The sequence below is a fragment of the Pseudomonas sp. MYb327 genome (assembly GCF_040438925.1).
GTDB lineage: Bacteria > Pseudomonadota > Gammaproteobacteria > Pseudomonadales > Pseudomonadaceae > Aquipseudomonas.
In genome coordinates, this window is the sequence record NZ_CP159258.1 from 4,066,937 (window position 1) to 4,087,559 (window position 20,623).

Consider the following 20,623-nt stretch of genomic DNA (forward strand, 5'->3'; position numbering starts at 1 on the left):
TCGATAGGCGGCCCATCAGATTTCCGAATCCCAGATCACGGTGACAGAGCCGGTGTACGGGCTCGCCACATTGGGTAGCCAAGGCCCAATAGATGAAACAAAAGAACGCGAGACGTTCATGTAAGCCTGACCTCCAATAACCAAATTCAACGGGGCCATTCAGCCCGCTGTCTCGGCGTTGTGGGTGGCATCCGCCAGGGTGTCTGGCGAACAGCGCAAATCACCGATCATCAGCACGTTGTTTTCACTGCGGTGTTTGTCGACATCGAGGCGGAACTGGCACAGCAACTGGTCGGCATAACGCACTTGCAGGGTCGGCGAGCCGGCGTTCATTTCCATCGAGAAGAAGCCATCGACCTCGCTGACCCCACGGCTGGCGTGGTTGATCACGTGGTGGCCCTTGAGCGGCCGCCCCTGCGGATCGAGCAGACGTCCGAGCACGGTCAGGGTTTTCATCACCCGCACCTTGCGATACTCCACACCACCCTTGTTCAGGTGATAGCGGGTACGCGCCGGTTCGATGCTGGCCGCCGGCACGTGATTGCCTTCGAAGTCGAAGCTCACCGAGCTGTTTTTGTAGGCTGTGAGCGGAATGAAATTGCGTCCCGGGCGCAAGGCTGCGCTGCCGCCACTGAGATCGTCGGCGCGCAAGGCGATACCGTCGATGTCGGACTCGACGTCAACGATCATCCCGGCGCCGCGCCCTTGGTGTTGGCTGGTCAACGCCATGCGTTGCGCGCCGACCACCAGCGTGCTGTCGAGGTTCACGCCACCGGTGAATTTGTTGTTGAACGACGAACGCTGGATAAAACCGTCGCCATTGATTTCGTCGGTACGAAAGTTCGCCAGGCTCGAAAGGCCGACGCCATAGGTGTCGGTGAGCGCGGTCACTGACACGCTTTGCAGCACGTGGTCTTGCAGGTCTTTGCGGAAACCGAGCGAGGCGTTGGTGTCACGACTGCCGTCACGGGCGGTGCGGCTGCCGATGCTGCCGGAAATCTGCTGGCCGGGGCTACCCAGGGCCATGTTGATGCTCAGGTCGACCCCGCGATTGCGCGCATCACCGCTGCTGTAGCTGCCCGGACGGTCGAACAGCGACAGGCGCCAATTGGCATCGCTGCCGAACAACTGGGTCCGTTGGGTCCAGCCGAGGTCGATGCCGACACCTTCGACGTTGCCCTCACTGTGGGATACCCGAGCATTGAGCGAATTCTTGCGGCTGATGCGGTGGTTCAGTGCCAGCGACGAGTTGCTGGTCTGGCCGGTGAATACATTGCGTTGGCGCACGCGGGTGCCGTCGGGCAGTGTTTCGTAGGTGTTGGTGGTGTCGAGCCAGCTGCGGTTGTGGCTGATCACCAGGCTGCCAGAGCCATAGTTGTACAGGCCTTGCAGGTCGGCCCCGGTGCCGTGGTCTTCGGTCTGGTAGAGGTTGGCGTAGACACTGGTGCTGTTGCCCAGGGTCCAGTCGATCGAGCTGCCGTACTGGAGTTTTTCCCGCACCTGGCGTGCCGACAGGCCAAGAATCACCCGCGGGTGCAGCAGATAGTTAATCGAGGCGCCTGCCGTGGCATCACCACTGCTTTGTTGGTCCCAGTTGCTCAGCAGTTTGCTTTCCTGGCCGGCGAACAGATTGTAGCGCCAGCGATCATCGTGGTTGCGCCAGTTGCTCGGCTTATAGATCAGTTCCTGAATGGTCGAGGTGATTTGACCGTCCTCGATCAGCCGCACTTCCACTTCGTAAATGCCGCCGGGCAATGGCCGAGTGTCGAGGGTCTGCAAACCGGCCGGGACCGACTGCGTGTTGATCAACAGGCCATCGCGGTAGATTTCCACCGACGCCTGTCGGTTGGCCGTGACATAAACCGGGTACACGCTGGGTTTTGGACTGTCGATGGCCAGGCTATCGGAGCTGCCATACATCACGCCCACGGCCGTGTCAGGGCTGGTGCCGAACGAACGAGGCTGACGCGTCAGGCCTTCGGAGTTGGGCGTGAAGTAGCCCAGGCGGAAAAAACTGCCCTCCAGTTCGCGCTGGGTGAAAAGCTCATGCACGGCGTGGTAGGTCTTGTCGTCCGGCCCACCCAGACGCGCCAGTTGAATGTTGAAGGTCTGGCTCCAGTTGCCCAGGCTGCCGCTGGCCTCCAGACCGAAACGGCCGCCGAGGTCTTGATCCTGGCCACCGTTGAGGTTGAGTTGGTTACGTACCATCAGGCCGCTGCTGCCACCTTCGGGTTGGTCGAAATAGCGTTTGGCTTCGCTGTCGCGCTCGGCATTTTCAGTGACGATCGACAGCAATGAATTTTCCAGGTTGTAGTGAACCGCCAACATTTGTTCCGGGCATTGCCCCGTGCAGGCACCCAGGGCCACGCCAGGCTTGAGGATGTCAGCCCAGGTCTGGCGTTCTGTGGCACCGAAACGGCTTTCACTGGTGTCGGTGAAGTCGAGCAACGTCACCCGGTCATCGCGGGACAACACAATCATCGCCTCGCCGAGCGGTTGCTGGTCGAGTTCGACCCGAACCGCCAAAGGAACGTCGAAGAAATGCTCCTCGAACTCTGCCGGCAAGCCTTTGGCCTGGGCCAGCAAACTTCGCGGTGTATTATCAACGGAGGTGGGCGCCGCAAATGCACTGCTACATAACAGCAACGCAAGCGCAGCCGCGATGGGCGTCATCGGGAACATGAACGAATACTCTAATAACAAAGAAGTTGAATCACGACCGGCAACTTTTAAGATTGCCGGCCGGTCACGTTACTTATGCAAGTAAGCGCTTATGACTCTTGATCAAGGAGCAGGAGGAACAGCATCGAACATCATGGTGACCGCACCGGTGTAGTCACCTGGCGCAAAGGTGGTGCCCAGCGCCTTGATATTCAGTGGGGCGCGATAGTTGACGTTCGATTCGGTTTCGCCGACCACCATTTGCGGCGTCGTAGTGAGGACGACGTTGTTGAGTGCCACTTGCAGGCCGATCTCGGAAGCGCCACCGATCAGCTTCGGCACACTTTCAAGGCTGGCGTGCACCGAGCCATTGTTGTTGCGTACGTCGAAGAAACCGTTGACCTCATCCATAGTGCCCTTGCTTGGCACGTAGTCCATTCTCTGATCCTTGTTGACCAGGTCCGGATCGACCGGCACCACGTAGAAACCATTGGTGGGTACATGAGCGACAAGGTTGATGGAATGACGGGCTTCGCCCGCGGCAAATACGGCGGAAGAACTCAATGCCAGAACAGCCAGAGGAGCAGCGAACGCGATTTTCTTGAACATCTTTCAATACCTGTCTTTAAAAAGGATTAAGTGCTGAAAGTTCATGAAGGGCAAAACCGTCACGAGCAGCTATTTGCCCAGCTGAACTTTCAACGCCGAAAGATGATCAGCCAATTTATCTGGAAAGTAAGCAGGCAAGTTCCTGCAAGTGCGTAGCCAAAGTGCTATCGACACAGAAAGAAAAAACCTGAAATACGATAAAAATCAATGTTTGACTGTAAGAGACAGACTACAAACCGCACATTATAAGCCATGAGAACGAGATACTAACGAAGTAACTTCTGTAAGACCAAGACTACATATCCCGCAATCAATGGGCGAAAACAGAACATTAGAGAGTTAACACTAATTTGAACTTGCGGCCGAGGGAAATTACGATTTTTTTTGATTGAGCACATCGATGGGAATTGCGGAGCGACCTGAAGCCTTCACTCACGAGGCTTCAGGTCCATGGCTTCAGATCACTTCGGAATCCCAGATCACCGTGACATTGCCCGACCAGGTTCGCCCGGTGCTCTCGTCCAGCATCTGTTCGACATGCTCCCGGGCCACTTCAAAGTGCAAGGTGCCCGGCTTGCGTTCGACGTAGACACCCGGTTGAAACAACTCCGTACCAGTGCCATCGAGCAGCAGTGGTCGACGCTGGACCGGTTGGCCTGCAGCATCCGTCAGGCCGCCGGGCAGACTCACGCTGATGTCCAATGGCACCTGCTGCGCAGACTCGGTGTCGCGCAACGCACAGGTATTGCCAGCGGAATACTGGCATTCGAGTTGCACCTTGAAGCGCGATGACGCCGAGACATTGAACGTCTGGTCGCGGAATAACCGCGCTGGTTTGCGTCCCTGATTCAACCAGGCTTGCCAGCCGCCCTGAGGAAGCAGTTCGACTTGATGGCCGCCCGGCGGGATTTCGACCTTGAGGGAGTGCTGGACATCCAGTTTGAAATTGAGGGTGATGGATGTGTCGTTGGGCAGCATGACATCGCCCATGTCGAAGTCACCGCCTGGCCCTACGCTGTAGGTCAATGAACCTCGATATTCCCCCGATGACATACCCAGAGGGTTGGGTGTCTTGAGTTCGTAGACGTATTCGACTGCGGAGTGCTGGAACCAGGGAATATCCTTGGTGGGCACTACGCCGCAGGCCCCTGCGCCCTCAGGAATAAGCCAAAAGAAAAACGCAAAAGCGACTCCGGCGACATTAATATCGAGACCGCTACAGGGGGGCGGCGGTGTTGTCCATGGTTTTCGCCAATAGCTGCTACCCGGCGGCGTCCAGGCACTGACTCCCGGTGGCCTCGCGATGTTCCAAGTACCACCAATTCCGGCGATGCGTACTTCAACGGTCTCTCGCTCACCTGTGCGACTGTGGACAACGTCCACTGGGCGCCAGCTTGACGGCACACTGAAGGTCGCTCCCTGCCTGGGATCGGTATGCCCGGCCGGAATCGGCTGTATAGAGCGAAATTTCAGGTCGGGCACCCGCAGACTGAAGATGCCTAATTGCGCACAACGGGCAGCGATATAGTTTGGGCACACCCCGGTCTGTGGCGTTGTGTTGACAAACCGGTTGACCAACTGGTTCGCCGGATCAGGCACGAACGTCGCGGTTATGTCTTGCTCCACTGCGCCGACAGACGAGACATGCAACCCGGCCAGCAAGCCACCCGCCAACGAGAACGCAGCCATCGTTCCTGGCGAAAAAAATAACTTCATTTTGAATTAACCTGGAATTTCAATAGGGCGAAATAAGCGCCACGCGGTTACCCCTGAGGCATCAAGGAGCGAGGGCCTCAAAAATCATATGCACACTGCCGTAATAGACTCCGGGCTTATAACCATCATCCGGCCTGACTGCCGCAATCAATAACTCCACGCGCTTTCCGGTTTTCCCATCCAGCTCCGAAATGACTTCGGCATTGTCCACTGTGAGTTTTATCCGGTTGAACATGACCTCCAGCGCAATGTTGTCGACGTCCCTGCCGTTACTGATATAAGGCTCTGCACTTAATCGCGCGACGATCCCGCCGTTAGCATTTTTCACATCGAAATATTTACGCAGGGAACTCAACTCCTGCGTTGTCAAATTCCAGTGCAATTCCTGCTCGACTCCCATCCAGCCCGGGTCTACCGGAAGCACATAAAACTCTGCAACAGGGACAGTGACCGACACTTCGAAGGTTTCGCGCTCCACCAATGCAAACGCACAAACACTGGCTAGCGTCAGACACACCATCGAGGTGACAGTGATCCATTTTTTGAACATGACCTTCACCCGCAGCTAACACTTCAATGTTGTAAAAAACTGGATTAATTGAACTGGTTACTTCAAGGAAACTTTATCCGCTCACCTGGGCGGCCTTATCCCTTGACGTCCAGATTTTGGTTTTTACTGCCTTCGACCATCGTAAAACGGTAGTGACGACCGGCCTGCTTTTCGAACTGGAAACTTCGACCCGGCAGAATGTGATGTTTGCTGGGTGGCTGGCACTCCAGTTCGTTCTTTATCGAGCAGTCTTTGAATTCCTCGATCACCACCACGCTATTGCCGTTGTTGCGGATCCGGTACTGCCCTGCATCATTCTCGATCACGCTGTCAAAGCGGGTTTCTTTTGGACGGACGAAGAACACCGTGCCATAACCGGCAAGTACGTTAACCCCGGCCGACAGGTTTTTTTTATAGTCTTCTTTCTCTTGTGCCGACACGGCGAATTCATCTTCTTTTTCCGGTACTACCGGGATATAACGCACGCGGAAGTAACGTTCTTTCTCACGCTCGCCGACGTACAGCAAACGCGAGCCCTGCATGCCGTCGGCCGGCACGATCAATCGCGCCGGGCTGGCCATCAAGCCGTCACGCGAAGTGCCGTCGGCCTGGTTGACCAAGGGTATTTCCCGGGCTTTGCCATCTGCGTCATAAATAATTTCAAGAATATTGATCTTGACGAAAGCTGTACTGTCACCACCGTTGAACACGCGTTTCAGATACGAACTTTTGTCACCATCGAGATAGTCGTAGACTACCCCGACATTAATTTGCGGAGCCGCTAGGGCGGCGTGAGAAAACATGGAAAAACCAAACAATGCCAACAGGCGTTTCATGACTTGCTACCTCAATATTAAATTCAGCGAAACCTGACTATCGGTGTCCAGTTCATTCAACCAGCCTTATAAAAATCACGATTTGCGTCGGCTAACGTCTCCGGCGTACAGCGCAACTCACCAATCATCAGCACATCGTTTTCACTACGCGCGTTGTTCGGGTCCAGACGGAACTGGCAAAGCAACTGATTACCGAAACGCACTTCCAGCGTGGGTGAACCGGCATTCATTTCCATGGAGAAAAAGCCGTCGACTTCACTCACGCCACGACTGGCGTGATTGATGATGTGATGGCCCTTGAGCGGCTTGCCTTGGGGGTCGACAAGACGGCCGAGTACGGTGACGGTTTTGCTGATGGTGATCTTGCGGTACTCCACGCCGCCCTTGTTCAGGTGATAGCTGGAGCGTGGCGGCTGGATGCTCGCGGCAGGCACGTGATTGCCTTCGAAATCGAAGCTCACCGAGCTGCTTTTGTAAGCCGTAAGGGGTACAAAGTTGCGCCCTGGCCGCAGCACCGCGCTGCCGCCGCTCAAGTCGTCGGCGCGCAAGGCAATGCCGTCGAGGTCCGACTCCACGTCGATGATCATGCCCGCGCCCTCACGGTGGGCCTGGCTGGTGATGACCATTTTCCGCGCACCGACCGCGAACGTGCTGTCCAGATTGAGGCCGCCTGTGAGGTCATTGTTGTAGGAAGAACGCTGGATAAAGCCGTCACCGTTGACCAGGTCCGATTGCATCATCGCCATGGCGGACATGCCCACGCCATAAGTGTCGGTGGTCGCCGTTGCCGAGACACTTTGCAGCACGTGATTCTGGAGTTCTTTGCGATAGGTGATCGACGCGTTGTTGTCACGCTCACCGTCACGGGCCGTACGGGTACCGATACTGCCGGACAGTTGTCCCCCAGGTCCGCCCAACTCAATGTTGAGGCTCAAATCGACCCCGCGATTACGGTGGTCTCCGGAACTGAAACTGCCCGGACGATCAAACAGGGAGAGCCGCCAGTTGGCGTCGCTGCCAAACAGCTCGCTGCGCTGGGTCCACCCCAGATCCACGCCGGTGCCTTCGGTATTGCCCTGGCTATGTGATACCCGGGCGCTGACGGAGTTTTTTTGGCTCAAGCGGTGGTTGAGCGATAAAGAGGACTGGCTGGCCTGGCCGACAAACACGTTGCGCTGTCGCACTCGCGTGCCATCGGGCAGGGTGTCGTAGAGGCGGGTCGTGTCGAGCCAGCTACGGTTATGGCTGGCGACGACGCTGCCCTTGCCGTAAGAGTACAAACCTTGCACATCAAGGCCCGTGCCGTAGTTCTCAGTCTGATAGACGTTGGCAAACAAGCTGGCATTATCGACGACCGCCCAGTCGACCGAAGAGCCGAATTGCAATGTATCGCGCACCTGCCGACTACTCATGCCGAGGATCACCCGCGGGTGCAACAAGAAGTTGAGCGCCGCGCCGGCGGTCAAATCGCCGTCGTCCTGCTCTTCCCAGTTGCTCAGCAGTTTTGATTCACGGCCGGCAAACAAACTGTAGCGCCAGCGTTCGTCGTGATGGCGCCAGTTGTTCGGTTTGTAGACCAGTTCCTGAGTGCTGGAGGTGATTTTTCCGTCTTCAATCAGTCGCACTTCCACTTCATAAATCCCCCCGGGCAGCGATCGGGTGTCGAGCGTCTGCAATCCAGCGGGCACGGCTTGCGAGTTGATCAGCAAACCGTTGCGGTAGATTTCCACGGAGCCCTGGCGATTGGCCGTGACGTAAATGGGATAAACCGCCGGTTTGGGGTTGTTGATGACCAGACTGTCGGAACTGCCATACATGACACCTAATGAGGTGTCGGGACCTGCGCCGAACGAGCGTGGTTGACGGGTCAAGCCTTCAGTGGCGGGCGTGAAGTATCCGAGGCGCAGAAAACTGCCTTCCAGTTCACGTTGGGTGTAAAGACTGTGCACGGCGTGGTAAAGCGAGTGGTCGACTCCCCCCGTGCGGGACAATTGCACGTTGGCGGTCTGGGTCCAATTGCCCAGGCTGCTGCTGGCCTCCAGGCCGTATCGCCCGCCCAGGTCCTGGTTCTGACCGCCATTGAGGTTCAATTGATTGCGCACGATCAGGCCGCTACTACCGCCGTCGGGCAACTGGTAATAACGCTGCAGCTGATCGTCGTGCTCGGCATTTTCCGTAAGGATCGAGACCATCGAATTTTCCAGGCTGTAATGCACAGCCAGCAATTGTTCCGGGCACTGGCCCTGACAACTGCCGAGTAATACGCCTTGCTTGAGGTAATTCGACCAGATGTCCCGTTGATCGGGTTTAATCCGGCTGTCGCGGACGTCAGTAAAATCCATAAGGGTGATGCGATCATCGCGGCTCAGCACGACCATCGCCTCCCCGACAAACTGTTGATCAAGTTCCACTCGCACCGCCAACGGCACATCAAAAAAGTGCTCTTCGAACTCGGCCGGCAATCCTTTGGCCTGTGCCAGCAAACTACGAGGTGAATGGCCATTGTCCGTTGGCGCCGCCAAAGCGCTTGCACTTAAAAAAAAAGCGAGCGCTGCCGCGATGGGAGTCATCGGGAACATGAAGTCATTACTCTGGATATAAAGATAAAAACTCGATCGACGAACATTAAATGCCCGCCGACCGATAACACCATCGAACAATCGATGTTTTTAGTTCACAGCGAGTTAAGGACCAACTTTCGGGATCGCATCAAACACGACGACCGGAGTTGCGGTGTAAACACCGTTCTTACCCGCGGCTGGTGTGGCTGGAACAATCGAAAGTTCGGCCTTGATGCCGGGCTTCGCTGCGGCTTCAGTCACAACTTCCTTGGAAACTGCCGTCAGTGCTATACCGTTGAAGGTGTAGGTCAGAGCAATCTCATCAGCACCATTGAACAAAGGCTGCGGACCGCCTTCAACATAGGCGCCTACTGCACCGTCAGTGTGCTTCACATAGTAATCCGCACGCAGCGAACTCAGTGTGCCAGACGGGATGTCGTAATCCATTGTTTCGGCTTTACCGAAGTTCGGATCAACCGGTTGCGCGTGGAAAACGCTGCTTGGGACTTTGGCGGTGATGTTGATGGTGCTGCGAGACTCTTCGACGGCAAATGCGAAAGAAGAGCTCAATGCCAGAATGGCTAATGGAGCGGAAAAGGCGATTTTCTTGAACATACTTTCAGACCTTTCTTAGTAAGTGACAGGCAATTGAAAGTCCAACCAAACCATCAAGCCTTATTGACCGCATAGAAATAAGGATCGTGATTGATAACTTGGCCAGACTTTCAATGGCGCAGATCCTCTAGAAAATCATAAGAAAAGTATGTAGGAATACTCTGAGTACTTAGTAGGTAAAACAAACCAATCCGTAACGATTAATTTATTGATTGAAAAGTCCTACTCATGTGTTTTCAAACACTACAGACACAAGTGCAATATTTTTTTACTTCTTAATTTCTCGCCCTACGCCGGACATTTTTTGTGTGTGGCCCCGTCACCGTTGGTCGACGTCGCTTGCATTCTCCATAAGATATATCTTAAGTTGTATCTAAATAAGACGAGAGAGCACAGAAATGAGAGACCATCATTCCCCCCACCGCGAACACGGCGACGGCCGCGACGGCTTCGAGAAACGCCCCGGCCGCGAACGCGGCGGTCGCGGTCCACGAGTGTTCGCCCCCGGCGATCTGAAACTGCTGCTGCTGGCGTTGATTGCCGAGCAGCCATGCCACGGCTACGACTTGATCCGCCAGATCGAAGGCATGTTCGACGGTGCCTATAGCCCGAGCCCCGGCGTGATCTACCCGACCCTGACCTTTCTGGAAGAAAGCGAAATGATCCAGGGCGACGCCGAAGGCGGGAAAAAACGCTACAGCGTGACCGACGCCGGGCGTCAGTCCCTGACCGAACAAGCCGTCGCCCTGGAAGGTGTGCGGGTGCGCATCGATGTGAGCAAACGCTCGCTGCGCGGCCATGATCGCCCGCCAGAAATTCACGAAGCCGTGCATAACCTGCGTCATGCATTGCAATTGCACCACGGCCGCTGGAGCGCGGAAGAAATCCAGCGCGTCGCTGCCCTGCTCAACGACACCGCCAAAGCCATCGTCGACGGCCCCGCCGTTCAAGCTGCCCAGGAGAAAGCCGAATGACTGAAGTGATTGCACAACAAACGATTCACCGCGTCATGCACGAGATCAAACGCCGTCGTCTGGAGGTCTTGCGCGTGGTCGACCTGACGCCGCGCATGCGTCGGATTACCCTGGGCGGACCTGAGTTGGCGGGCTTCGTCAGCCTCGGTACGGACGACCACGTCAAGCTGCTGTTCCCGCAGAACGCGGCGGAACAAGCGGCGATGGAAACCATGAAACTCGGTGCCGGAAAAAGCGAAGGTCCAATGCCGGCCATGCGCGACTACACACCACGCCGCTACGACCTCGACACCCTGGAACTGGACATCGACTTCGTGCTGCACGGCGATGGCCCTGCCTCGACTTGGGCCGAACAGGCCAAGCCGGGACAATTCCTGCACATCGGCGGACCACGGGGTTCGATGATCGTGCCGGACATGTTCGACAGCTACCTGTTGATCGGCGACGAAACCGCCCTGCCCGCCATTGCCCGGCGTCTTGAAGGCCTGGCCGCGAATCGCCGTGCATTGGTGATTATCGAAGTGGAGAACGGCAAGGAGCAGCAGGTGCTGGAGAGCGCGGCCGAGGTCAATGTGATCTGGGTGCTGCGCGAGGGTGGCAAGGACCATTTGCTGAACACCGTGAAGCAGGTGCAAGTGCCTGCCGGCAATCTGTATGCGTGGGTCGCGACCGAGACCAAAGTGTCACGGCAGATTCGCCGGGTGTTACTCGATGAGCACGGGCTGGATGAGCAGTTCGTCAAGGCTGTGGGTTACTGGCGGCTGGATGACAGCGACGAAGAGTGAATTGTTTCTGTAGGAGCCGGCTTGCTGGCGATGAGGCCCTTCAACCCTGCGTTGAACGTTAAGCCGCCGTCGCTAGCAAGCCAGCTCCTACAGTTTCGGTGTGGAGTGGCCAGGGTTAACGACGTCGATCCAATCCGATCAGCACCAGTGAAATCACCACAAACCCCGCCAACAATCCCCCGGCATTGATAAACACCTGTGGATAACCCAGCTTTTCCACATCAATGAACGGATACGGATATGCAGCCAGCAAATGCCCGCGCAGCAGCGAATAGGCGAAGTACACCAGGGGATAAATTATCCACAACCCGATGTGCCGCATTCGCAACGTACCCTTCGGAACACAACACCACCAATACGCCAGAAACAGCAGCGGCATGACGTCATGCAGCAGCTCATCGGCCAGCCATTGCCAACCTTCGGGATGCCACAAATGGCGCAGCAGCAGGTTGTAGGCCAGGCCCACAATCGCAATGCTCACAGCAATGCCGCTAGTGACCCACGGCTGCAAAAACCAGCGACGCGCCGCCGATTCGCGGGAGGTCAGTTCACAGGTCAGGACGGTCGCCACCAGGGTATTGCTCAGCACCGTGAAGTAGCTGAAGAAACTCACCAGCCCTCCGAGCAAACTGGCTGCCAAGGTCCAGCGCGAATAGAAAATCAGGTACAGCTGAATGCTTAATCCGGCCCAGCCGAGAACGGCAGCCACGGCGACAAAACGACGCCGCGTGGCAGCCGCTGACGTCGACGAAATGAGCATGTTCAGAGCGGACGCTTGGTGCGCATCAGCTTTACGTACAGGCGTTCGACTTTCTCGCGCGCCCATGGGGTTTTACGCAGGAACGTCAGGCTCGACTTGATGCTCGGGTCACTCTTGAAGCATCGGATATCGACGCGCTCGGCCAGCCCCGACCATTCGTAGTGTTCAACCAGGGCGTTGAGGATTTGCTCCAGTGTTACGCCGTGCAGCGGGTCGTTGTTCTGTTCGGTCATGCCGGGCCTTTGAACGAAGAGGATGGGAAGCCGCGCACCTTAGCCGAGGGCTTCGTTGGGGGGAAGCTCATTAAATGTAGGTGAGCCCTGAATATCGCGCCGATCAGACTGTTACCAAATCCGAAACGATGCATGTCAGTAAAAGCCCTTTCTCTATTTGCAACAGAACATTATCCTTGCACCCGCCTTAGCTGAAACGCTTCTGCCAAGCCGTTTTTCTCCCGTCGCTTCCGTTTATCCCCTAGAAAAAGATCAAGAAATTCTCCTCTATGCCTGATTTACACTCCTCGCAAGACAGCGCTGTCTTTACGATGGCCAACTGCCCGAAAGTACTGAACCTGATCGGCGGATTGACCGCTTTGAGCCTTGCCACCTGCGCTCACGCTGCACCGGCATTCGATAGTGACTCTCCTTGGATGCTCGGCGACTGGAACGGCACTCGCACCGAACTTGCGGAAAAAGGCTACGACTTCAAACTCGATTACACCGGTGAAATGGGCAGCAACCTGCACGGCGGCTACGATCACGACCGCACCGCGCGCTACAGCGATCAGTTCGCCCTCGGCACGCATATGGATTTGCAGAAAATCCTCGGCTGGGACGATGCCGAATTTCAGCTGACCGTTACTGAACGCAGCGGCAACAACATCAGCAACGACCGCATCAACGATCCGCGCGTGGGTGGTTTCACCTCGGCTCAGGAAGTCTGGGGCCGTGGCCAGACCTGGCGCCTGACGCAGATGTGGTATCAGCAGAAATTCTTCGACCAGAAGCTCGATATCAAGGTCGGCCGCTTTGGCGAAGGCGAAGATTTCAACAGCTTCCCCTGCGACTTCCAGAACCTGGCGTTCTGCGGCTCGCAGGTGGGTAACTGGGTGGGTGGCATCTGGTACAACTGGCCAGTCAGCCAGTGGGCAATGCGGGTCAAGTATCACCTGACATCGGAGTTGTACGCGCAGGTTGGCGTGTACGAACAAAACCCGTCGAACCTTGATCGCGACAACGGCTTCAAGCTCAGCGGCAGCGGCACCCAGGGTGCAATCCTGCCGGTGGAACTGGTGTGGACGCCCAAGCTCAACGGCCTGCCGGGCGAATACCGCGCCGGTTACTACTACAGCAACGCCAACGCCACCGACGCCTACAAGGACAGCAACGGCCAACCCGCTGCCCTGAGTGGCGAGGCTTACCGCAGTGCGTCGAGCAAGCATGGTGTGTGGCTGGGGATTCAGCAGCAGATCACCAGCATCGCCAGCGATCACAGCCGCGGTTTGAGCGTGTTCGCCAACGGTACGATGCATGACAAGAAGACCAACGCCATCGACAACTACGTCCAGGCCGGCGTCGTCTACAAAGGTCTGTTCGACGCCCGCGCCAAGGATGACATCGGCTTCGCCATGGCTCGCGTGCACGTCAACCCGGCCTATCGCAAGAACGCAGAAGCGACCAATCAGGCCCACACGGTTTTCGACTATGACGACCCGGCCTTTTTGCCGCCGCAAGACACCGAATACAGCGCCGAACTCTATTACGGCGTGCACGTGACCAACTGGCTGACCGTGCGCCCGAACCTGCAATACATCCGCCACCCCGGTGGCGTGAACGAGGTCGATGACGCACTGATTGGCGGGATCAAGATCCAGTCATCGTTCTAAATAGCACCACAAAACCCTGTAGGAGCTGGCTTGCCAGCGATGGCGGCGTATCAGTCAACATTGATGCGACAGGTATACCGCTACCGCCAGCAAGCCGGCTCCTACAGAGAGGTGATCAACCAACCGGTTTTTATCTGAACCCTGCCCGCACAGGATCGTCATCTACAGTGAACTTGCGCGGGACTACTTGAAACATCACGGAGAATCACACTATGAGCACTGATGGTGCCTTGAGTCGAAGCCGTCTATTGCCGAGCCTGCTCGGCATTCTGCTTCTGCTGATGGGCCTGGCCATGCTGGCCGGGGGGATCAAGCTGAGCATGCTGGGCGGCTCACTGTATTACCTGCTGGCCGGTATCGGCCTGGCGCTGACCGGCGTCTTGCTGATCGCCGCCCGCCGCGCCGCGCTGGGCCTCTACGCCCTGGTACTGTTCGCCAGTACCGTGTGGGCCCTGTGGGAAGTCGGCCTCGACTGGTGGCAACTGGTGCCGCGTCTGGCACTGCTGTTTGCCTTGGGCATCGTCATGCTGCTGCCGTGGTTCCGCCGTCCGCTGCTGCGCGCAGGCGCGGCGCCGATGGGCACGGGCGCCCTGGGCGTGGCCGTGGTCATTGCCGGCGTTGCCGCACTGGCCAGCCAGTTCACCAACCCAGGTGAAATCAAGGGTCAACTGGACCGTGACAGCGTGCCAGGCATGACCAACACCGCCCCGGCCATGCCCGACGGTGACTGGAACTCCTACGGCCGCAGCGCCCATGGCGACCGTTACTCGCCACTGGCGCAGATCACCCCGCAGAATGCGCACAAGCTGGTTGAGGCGTGGAGCTATCGCACCGGCGACCTGCCAGGGCCGAACGACCCGGGCGAAACCACCGCCGAAAACACCCCGCTGAAAGTCAACGGCATGCTTTACGTGTGCACGCCGCACAGCCAGGTGATCGCGCTGGACCCGGACACCGGCAAGGAAATCTGGCGTTTCGATCCGAAGCTTTCCACGCAAAACGCGGCGAACTTCAAGGGTTGGGCGCACATGACCTGCCGTGGCGTGAGCTATCACGATGACGCCGTCTACGCCTCCGAACAGAGCCCGACCGGCAGCGCCAGCCCGGCAGCTGTCAACAACGTCTGCCCGCGCCGGATCTTCCTGCCGACCGCCGATACCCGTCTGATCGCCCTCAACGCCGACACCGGCAAGATGTGCGAAGACTTCGGCGACAAGGGCCAGGTTGACCTGCGTGCCAACATCGGCGGCTTCGCTGCTGGCGGTTACTATTCCACCTCGCCACCCGCGGTCACCAAGGATCTGGTGGTCATTGGCGGCCACGTTACCGACAACGTCTCCACCGACGAACCGAGCGGCGTGATCCGTGCGTTCGACGTGCACACCGGCAAACTGGTGTGGAACTGGGACAGCGGCAACCCGGACGACACCACGCCGATTGCCGAGGGCAAGACTTACACCCGCAACTCGCCGAACATGTGGTCCATGTTCGCCGTCGATGAAAAACTCGGCATGCTTTACCTGCCAATGGGCAACCAGACCCCGGACCAGTTCGGTGGTGCTCGCACCCCTGAATCGGAGCTGCACGCCGCCGGCCTGACTGCGCTGGACATCGCCACCGGTCAAGTGCGCTGGCACTTCCAGTTCACTCACCATGACCTGTGGGACATGGACGTCGGTGGCCAGCCAACCCTGATGGACCTGAAAACCGCTGACGGCGTGAAGCCAGCCGTTCTCGCGTCCACCAAGCAAGGCAGCATCTACGTGCTGGACCGCAGCACCGGCCAGGCCATCGTGCCGATCAATGAAATTCCGGTGCCGCAAGGCGCGGTGGAAGGCGACCACACCTCGCCAACCCAGCCGAAGTCCGACCTGAACCTGATGCCGCCTCCGTTGCAGGAACGCGACATGTGGGGTGTCACGCCGTTCGATCAACTGATCTGCCGGATCGACTTCAAGTCCATGCGCTACGACGGCCCGTTCACTCCGCCGTCGCTGCAAGGTTCGATCGTTTATCCGGGCAACTTCGGCGTGTTCGACTGGGGCGGTATCTCGGTTGACCCGGTGCGCCAGATCGCTTTCGTGAACCCGAGCTACATGGCGTTCAAATCGAAAATGATCCCGGCCGCCGAAATCGCTGCCCAAGGCCCGCGCAAAAGCGAAACCGAAGGTGTGCAGCCGAACAAAGGCGCGCCGTACGGTGTAGTCCTCGAAGCGCTGCTGTCGCCTATGGGCCTGCCGTGCCAGGCGCCAGCGTGGGGTTATGTGGCGGCGGTCGACCTGACCACCCACCAAGTCCTCTGGAAGCACAAGAACGGCACCGTGCGCGACAGCTCGCCGGTTCCGATCCCGCTGAGCATGGGCGTGCCAAGCCTGGGTGGCACCTTCACCACCGCCGGTGGCGTCGGTTTCCTGAGCGGCACCCTCGACCAGTACCTGCGTGCCTACGATGTGAAAAACGGTAAGCAACTGTGGGAAGGCCGCCTGCCGGCCGGCGCGCAAACCACGCCAATGACCTACACCGGCAAGGACGGCAAGCAATACGTGCTCGTCGTCGCCGGCGGTCACGGCTCGCTGGGCACCAAGCAGGGTGACTATGTGATTGCGTACAAACTGTCCGAGTAAGTTGTAACGGCAGTAGTACAAAGGCGACGCCCCCACAGGCGTCGCCTTTTTTGTGCCCGTGTGAAAAACACTGTAGGAGCCGGCTTGCTGGCGATTGTGTCAGGCAACATCACCGTGGCTGACACACCATCGCCAGCAAGCCGGCTCCTACAGATGGCTGCATCGTCTCAGTATCCAGCTAACCTGAATCCCTGCTGAACACACCTTCGAATGATCCATTAACGCCAAGGCATCATTGAAACCACCGCCAACCTGCCCCATCTAAGACCCATACCCATTGCGCAGGTGCCCAAATGAGCGACCAGCAAGAATTCCCCGAAGACCCGAGTGAATACGCCGACCCGGAAAACGACACACACCACTCCACCGGCAAAGGCCTCGCCCTGCCCGGCCAGAACCTGCCGGACAAGGTCTATATCATCCCGATCCATAACCGACCGTTCTTCCCGGCCCAAGTGCTGCCGGTCATCGTCAACGAAGAACCGTGGGCCGAAACCCTCGACCTGGTCAGTAAGTCCGAACACCACTCCCTGGCCCTGTTCTACATGGACACGCCCCAGGAAGACCCGCGCCACTTCGACACCTCGGCCCTGCCGCTCTACGGCACGCTGGTCAAGGTGCACCACGCCAGCCGTGAAAACGGCAAACTGCAATTCGTCGCCCAAGGCCTGACCCGCGTACGCATCCGCACCTGGCTCAAGCACCATCGCCCGCCGTACCTGGTGGAAGTCGAATACCCGCACCAGCCCACCGAGCCGACCGACGAGGTCAAGGCCTACGGCATGGCGCTGATCAATGCGATCAAGGAACTGCTGCCGCTTAACCCGCTGTACAGCGAAGAGCTGAAGAATTACCTCAACCGCTTCAGCCCCAACGACCCGTCGCCGCTGACCGATTTCGCCGCCGCGCTCACCTCCGCCACCGGCAGCGAGCTGCAAGAAGTGCTCGACTGCGTGCCGATGCTCAAGCGCATGGAAAAAGTCCTGCCGATGCTGCGCAAGGAAGTCGAAGTCGCGCGCTTGCAGAAAGAGATTTCCGCCGAAGTAAACCGCAAGATCGGCGAACATCAGCGCGAATTCTTCCTCAAGGAACAGCTCAAGGTCATCCAGCAGGAGCTTGGGTTGACCAAGGACGACCGCAGCGCCGACCTCGAACAGTTCGAACAGCGGCTGGAGGGCAAAGTCCTGCCGGCACAGGTGCAGAAGCGCCTCGAAGAGGAAATGAACAAGCTGTCGATCCTCGAAACCGGTTCGCCGGAGTACGCGGTCACCCGCAACTACATCGACTGGGCGACCTCGGTGCCGTGGGGCGTTTACGGCGAGGACAAACTCGACCTCAAGCATGCGCGCAAGGTGCTGGACAACCACCACGCCGGCCTCGACGACATCAAGGACCGCATCCTCGAATTCCTCGCGGTGGGTGCCTACAAAGGCGAAATCAGCGGTTCCATCGTATTGCTGGTGGGGCCGCCGGGCGTGGGTAAAACCAGCGTCGGCAAATCCATCGCCGAATCCCTCGGTCGGCCGTTCTACCGCTTCAGTCTTGGCGGCATGCGTGACGAAGCGGAGATCAAGGGCCACCGCCGCACCTACATCGGCGCGCAGCCTGGCAAACTGGTGCAGGCGTTGAAAGACGTTGAAGTGATGAACCCGGTGATCATGCTCGACGAGATCGACAAGATGGGCCAAAGCTACCAGGGCGACCCGGCCTCGGCGCTGCTGGAAACCCTCGATCCGGAGCAGAACGTCGAATTCCTCGACCACTACCTCGACCTGCGCATGGACCTGTCGAAAGTGCTGTTCATTTGCACCGCCAACACCCTGGATTCGATTCCCGGCCCGTTGCTGGACCGGATGGAAATTATTCGCCTGTCGGGCTACATCACCGAAGAAAAAGTCGCCATCGCCAAGCGTCACCTGTGGCCGAAACAGCTTGAGAAGGCCGGCGTATCGAAAGGCAGCCTGAGCATCAGCGACAGCGCACTGAAAGCCTTGATCGACGGTTACGCCCGTGAAGCCGGGGTCCGTCAGCTGGAGAAAAACCTCGGCAAACTGGTACGCAAAGCGGTGATGAAACTGCTCGACGACCCGAACGCGGTGATCAAGCTCGGCCCCAAAGACCTCGAACCTTCACTCGGCAAACCGGTGTTCCGTAACGAGCAAGTGCTGTCGGGAACCGGCGTGATCACCGGTCTGGCGTGGACCAGCATGGGCGGCGCGACCTTGCCGATCGAAGCGACGCGCATCCACACCCTCAGCCGTGGCTTCAAACTCACCGGGCAATTGGGTGACGTGATGAAGGAATCCGCGGAAATCGCCTACAGCTACGTCAGCTCCAACCTGAAGTCTTTCGGCGGCGATCCGAAGTTCTTCGACGAAGCTTTCGTGCACTTGCACGTACCGGAAGGCGCGACGCCGAAAGACGGCCCGAGCGCCGGCGTGACCATGGCCAGCGCCCTGCTCTCCCTGGCGCGCAACCAGCCACCGAAAAAAGGCGTGGCCATGACCGGCGAACTGACGTTGACCGGGCACGTGCTGCCGATTGGCGGCGTGCGCGAGAAGGTGATTGCAGCGCGGCGGCAGAAGATTTTCGAGCTGATCTTGCCGGAGGCCAATCGCGGGAATTTCGAGGAATTGCCGGAGTATCTGAAGGAAGGGATTACCGTGCACTTTGCCAAGCGCTTTGCGGATGTGGCGAAGGTATTGTTCTGACCTTTCTGTAGTGCCTGCACCGCCGCTATCGCTGGCAAGCCAGCTCCTACAGTGAGCGTGCGTCGTTCATATATTTTTCGATCGACACACAACCACTGTGGGAGCTGGCTTGCCAGCGATGGCGTCGGCACTGTCAACGCCAACTCCCTGGCTGTCACACCTTGTCTCATCTCGGTTATGCTCGCCGTTCGTCGTGAACGCCGGAGCCCCTGACCTTATGTCCCCCACTCGCCTGTTTGTCCCCCTCGCCCTCGCGCTGCTGGCCGCTTGCGCCACGCAACCGAAACACAACGTGACCGTGGAAAAACAAAGCGAATGCCCGGTGAAACTCACCAACGGGCAAAACCTGATCCTGACCCTGCCGAGCAATCCGACCACGGGTTATCGCTGGGCCATTCAGGATTCGGCCGGTGGCGTGTTGCACGCCCTCGGGCCAGAGGTGTATCGAAACCCGGAAGACGCCGGCATCGTCGGCGCGGCGGGTGTGTCGACCTGGCGCTTTCAGGCCTTCGCCCCCGGGACCGGGCGCCTGCGTCTGACCTCGCAACAACCTTGGGCGCCAGAAGTGCTGCCGGTGGATTCCTTCGACTGCAACATCTCGGTCAACTGATCGTGGGCTGGCTGATTCTGGCGCTGATGGGCGCGGTGACTTTTCTCTATGGCCTGAGCGTGCACGCCGCGCTGCTGTGCCTGCTGGTCAAGCCTTTGCCCGTTCTGGCGCTGCTCGGCTGGCTGCACGACGCACCACCCAGCGAGTATCGGCGCTGGATCAGTCTCGGATTGATTTTCTCCCTGATCGGCGATGTGTTGCTGGCGTGGCCGGGGGATTTGTTTGTGTTTGGCCTTGGGGCATTTCTGGTCGCGCACCTGGCTTATCTGAAAGCGTACTTGAGCGATTGCCGGCGATTGGCCGTGTTGCCGCTGATCCTGGCCCTTGGCGTCGGTGCGGTGCTGCTGGGGATTCTGATCTCCCACGGACTCGGGCCGCTGCTGATCCCGGTGATTGTCTATGGTCTGGCGATCAGCGCCATGCTTTGGCGTGCGATGGCGCGACTCGGCACCGATGTTCCGAAACGTTCAGCGTTGCTGGCAGCGGCCGGTGCGGTGGCGTTCGTGTTCTCGGACAGCGTGATTGGCATCAGCCGCTTCGTGGTGCCCTTCGAAGCCGCGCCATACGTGATCATCCTCAGTTATTGGCTGGGGCAATGGGGCATCACTGCCTCGGCGTTCACTCAGCAACCGCGTTGACCCTATCGCGAGCAGGCTCGCTCCCACGGGAACGGTGATCAACCTGTGGGAGCGAGCCTGCTCGCGAAAGCAATATCACTGATGGCGA

The 20,623-nt window shown here is 58.3% G+C and carries 16 protein-coding genes; 7 read left to right on the forward strand and 9 right to left on the reverse strand.

Going from position 1 to position 20,623, the window contains the following annotated elements:
• Positions 1–159 precede the first annotated feature (159 nt).
• From ABVN21_RS18350 to ABVN21_RS18380, 7 genes are all read right to left on the reverse strand, one after another.
• A complete protein-coding gene (locus ABVN21_RS18350; RefSeq protein WP_339553515.1) occupies positions 160–2,682 on the reverse strand; it encodes a CS1-pili formation C-terminal domain-containing protein in 2,523 nt (840 codons plus the stop codon).
• A 102-nt stretch (positions 2,683–2,784) separates the two neighbouring features.
• Positions 2,785–3,270, reverse strand: coding sequence for a CS1 type fimbrial major subunit (locus ABVN21_RS18355; RefSeq protein ID WP_339553514.1), 486 nt, complete (start codon positions 3,268–3,270; stop codon positions 2,785–2,787).
• 456 nt (positions 3,271–3,726) lie between these two features.
• The gene (locus ABVN21_RS18360) at positions 3,727–4,404 is read right to left on the reverse strand and encodes a hypothetical protein (RefSeq protein WP_339553513.1); all 678 of its coding nucleotides are present in this window, start codon (positions 4,402–4,404) and stop codon (positions 3,727–3,729) included.
• Between the two features lie 643 nt (positions 4,405–5,047).
• Positions 5,048–5,536, reverse strand: coding sequence for a CS1 type fimbrial major subunit (locus tag ABVN21_RS18365; protein ID WP_339553512.1), 489 nt, complete (start codon positions 5,534–5,536; stop codon positions 5,048–5,050).
• A gap of 95 nt (positions 5,537–5,631) precedes the next feature.
• The gene (locus tag ABVN21_RS18370) at positions 5,632–6,372 is read right to left on the reverse strand and encodes a molecular chaperone (protein ID WP_339553511.1); all 741 of its coding nucleotides are present in this window, start codon (positions 6,370–6,372) and stop codon (positions 5,632–5,634) included.
• 56 nt (positions 6,373–6,428) lie between these two features.
• The gene (locus ABVN21_RS18375; protein WP_339553510.1) at positions 6,429–8,951 is read right to left on the reverse strand and encodes a TcfC E-set like domain-containing protein; all 2,523 of its coding nucleotides are present in this window, start codon (positions 8,949–8,951) and stop codon (positions 6,429–6,431) included.
• Between the two features lie 105 nt (positions 8,952–9,056).
• Positions 9,057–9,548, reverse strand: a complete 492-nt coding sequence (locus tag ABVN21_RS18380; protein WP_339553509.1) for a CS1 type fimbrial major subunit — start codon at positions 9,546–9,548, stop codon at positions 9,057–9,059.
• Positions 9,549–9,946: 398 nt separating this feature from the next.
• Between ABVN21_RS18380 and ABVN21_RS18385 the strand changes: the two genes are divergently transcribed.
• Complete coding sequence (locus ABVN21_RS18385; RefSeq protein ID WP_339553508.1) at positions 9,947–10,522, forward strand: PadR family transcriptional regulator; 576 nt, start codon at positions 9,947–9,949, stop codon at positions 10,520–10,522.
• On the forward strand, positions 10,519–11,307 hold the full coding sequence (locus ABVN21_RS18390) for a siderophore-interacting protein (protein ID WP_339553507.1): 789 nt from the start codon (positions 10,519–10,521) through the stop codon (positions 11,305–11,307). Before ABVN21_RS18385 ends, ABVN21_RS18390 begins: the two co-directional genes overlap by 4 nt.
• Before the next feature lie 115 nt (positions 11,308–11,422).
• Here ABVN21_RS18390 and ABVN21_RS18395 read toward each other — a convergent pair whose 3' ends face one another.
• Complete coding sequence (locus ABVN21_RS18395; RefSeq protein WP_339553506.1) at positions 11,423–12,067, reverse strand: Pr6Pr family membrane protein; 645 nt, start codon at positions 12,065–12,067, stop codon at positions 11,423–11,425.
• Between the two features lie 2 nt (positions 12,068–12,069).
• Complete coding sequence (locus ABVN21_RS18400) at positions 12,070–12,300, reverse strand: VF530 family protein (RefSeq protein WP_339553505.1); 231 nt, start codon at positions 12,298–12,300, stop codon at positions 12,070–12,072.
• Positions 12,301–12,569: 269 nt separating this feature from the next.
• Between ABVN21_RS18400 and ABVN21_RS18405 the strand changes: the two genes are divergently transcribed.
• The 5 genes from ABVN21_RS18405 (at position 12,570) to ABVN21_RS18425 (ending at position 20,535) form a co-directional block, all read left to right on the forward strand.
• On the forward strand, positions 12,570–13,952 hold the full coding sequence (locus ABVN21_RS18405) for a carbohydrate porin (RefSeq protein WP_339553504.1): 1,383 nt from the start codon (positions 12,570–12,572) through the stop codon (positions 13,950–13,952).
• Between the two features lie 212 nt (positions 13,953–14,164).
• On the forward strand, positions 14,165–16,576 hold the full coding sequence (locus ABVN21_RS18410; protein WP_339553503.1) for a glucose/quinate/shikimate family membrane-bound PQQ-dependent dehydrogenase: 2,412 nt from the start codon (positions 14,165–14,167) through the stop codon (positions 16,574–16,576).
• Positions 16,577–16,869: 293 nt separating this feature from the next.
• Entirely contained in the window at positions 16,870–19,287 is a 2,418-nt protein-coding gene (lon, locus tag ABVN21_RS18415; RefSeq protein ID WP_339553502.1) for an endopeptidase La, read from the forward strand.
• 217 nt (positions 19,288–19,504) lie between these two features.
• Positions 19,505–19,897 (forward strand): protease inhibitor I42 family protein, encoded by a 393-nt coding sequence (locus ABVN21_RS18420; RefSeq protein WP_339553501.1) that lies wholly within the window; start codon positions 19,505–19,507, stop codon positions 19,895–19,897.
• Positions 19,898–19,899: 2 nt separating this feature from the next.
• Complete coding sequence (locus ABVN21_RS18425) at positions 19,900–20,535, forward strand: lysoplasmalogenase (RefSeq protein ID WP_339553524.1); 636 nt, start codon at positions 19,900–19,902, stop codon at positions 20,533–20,535.
• Positions 20,536–20,623 lie beyond the last annotated feature (88 nt).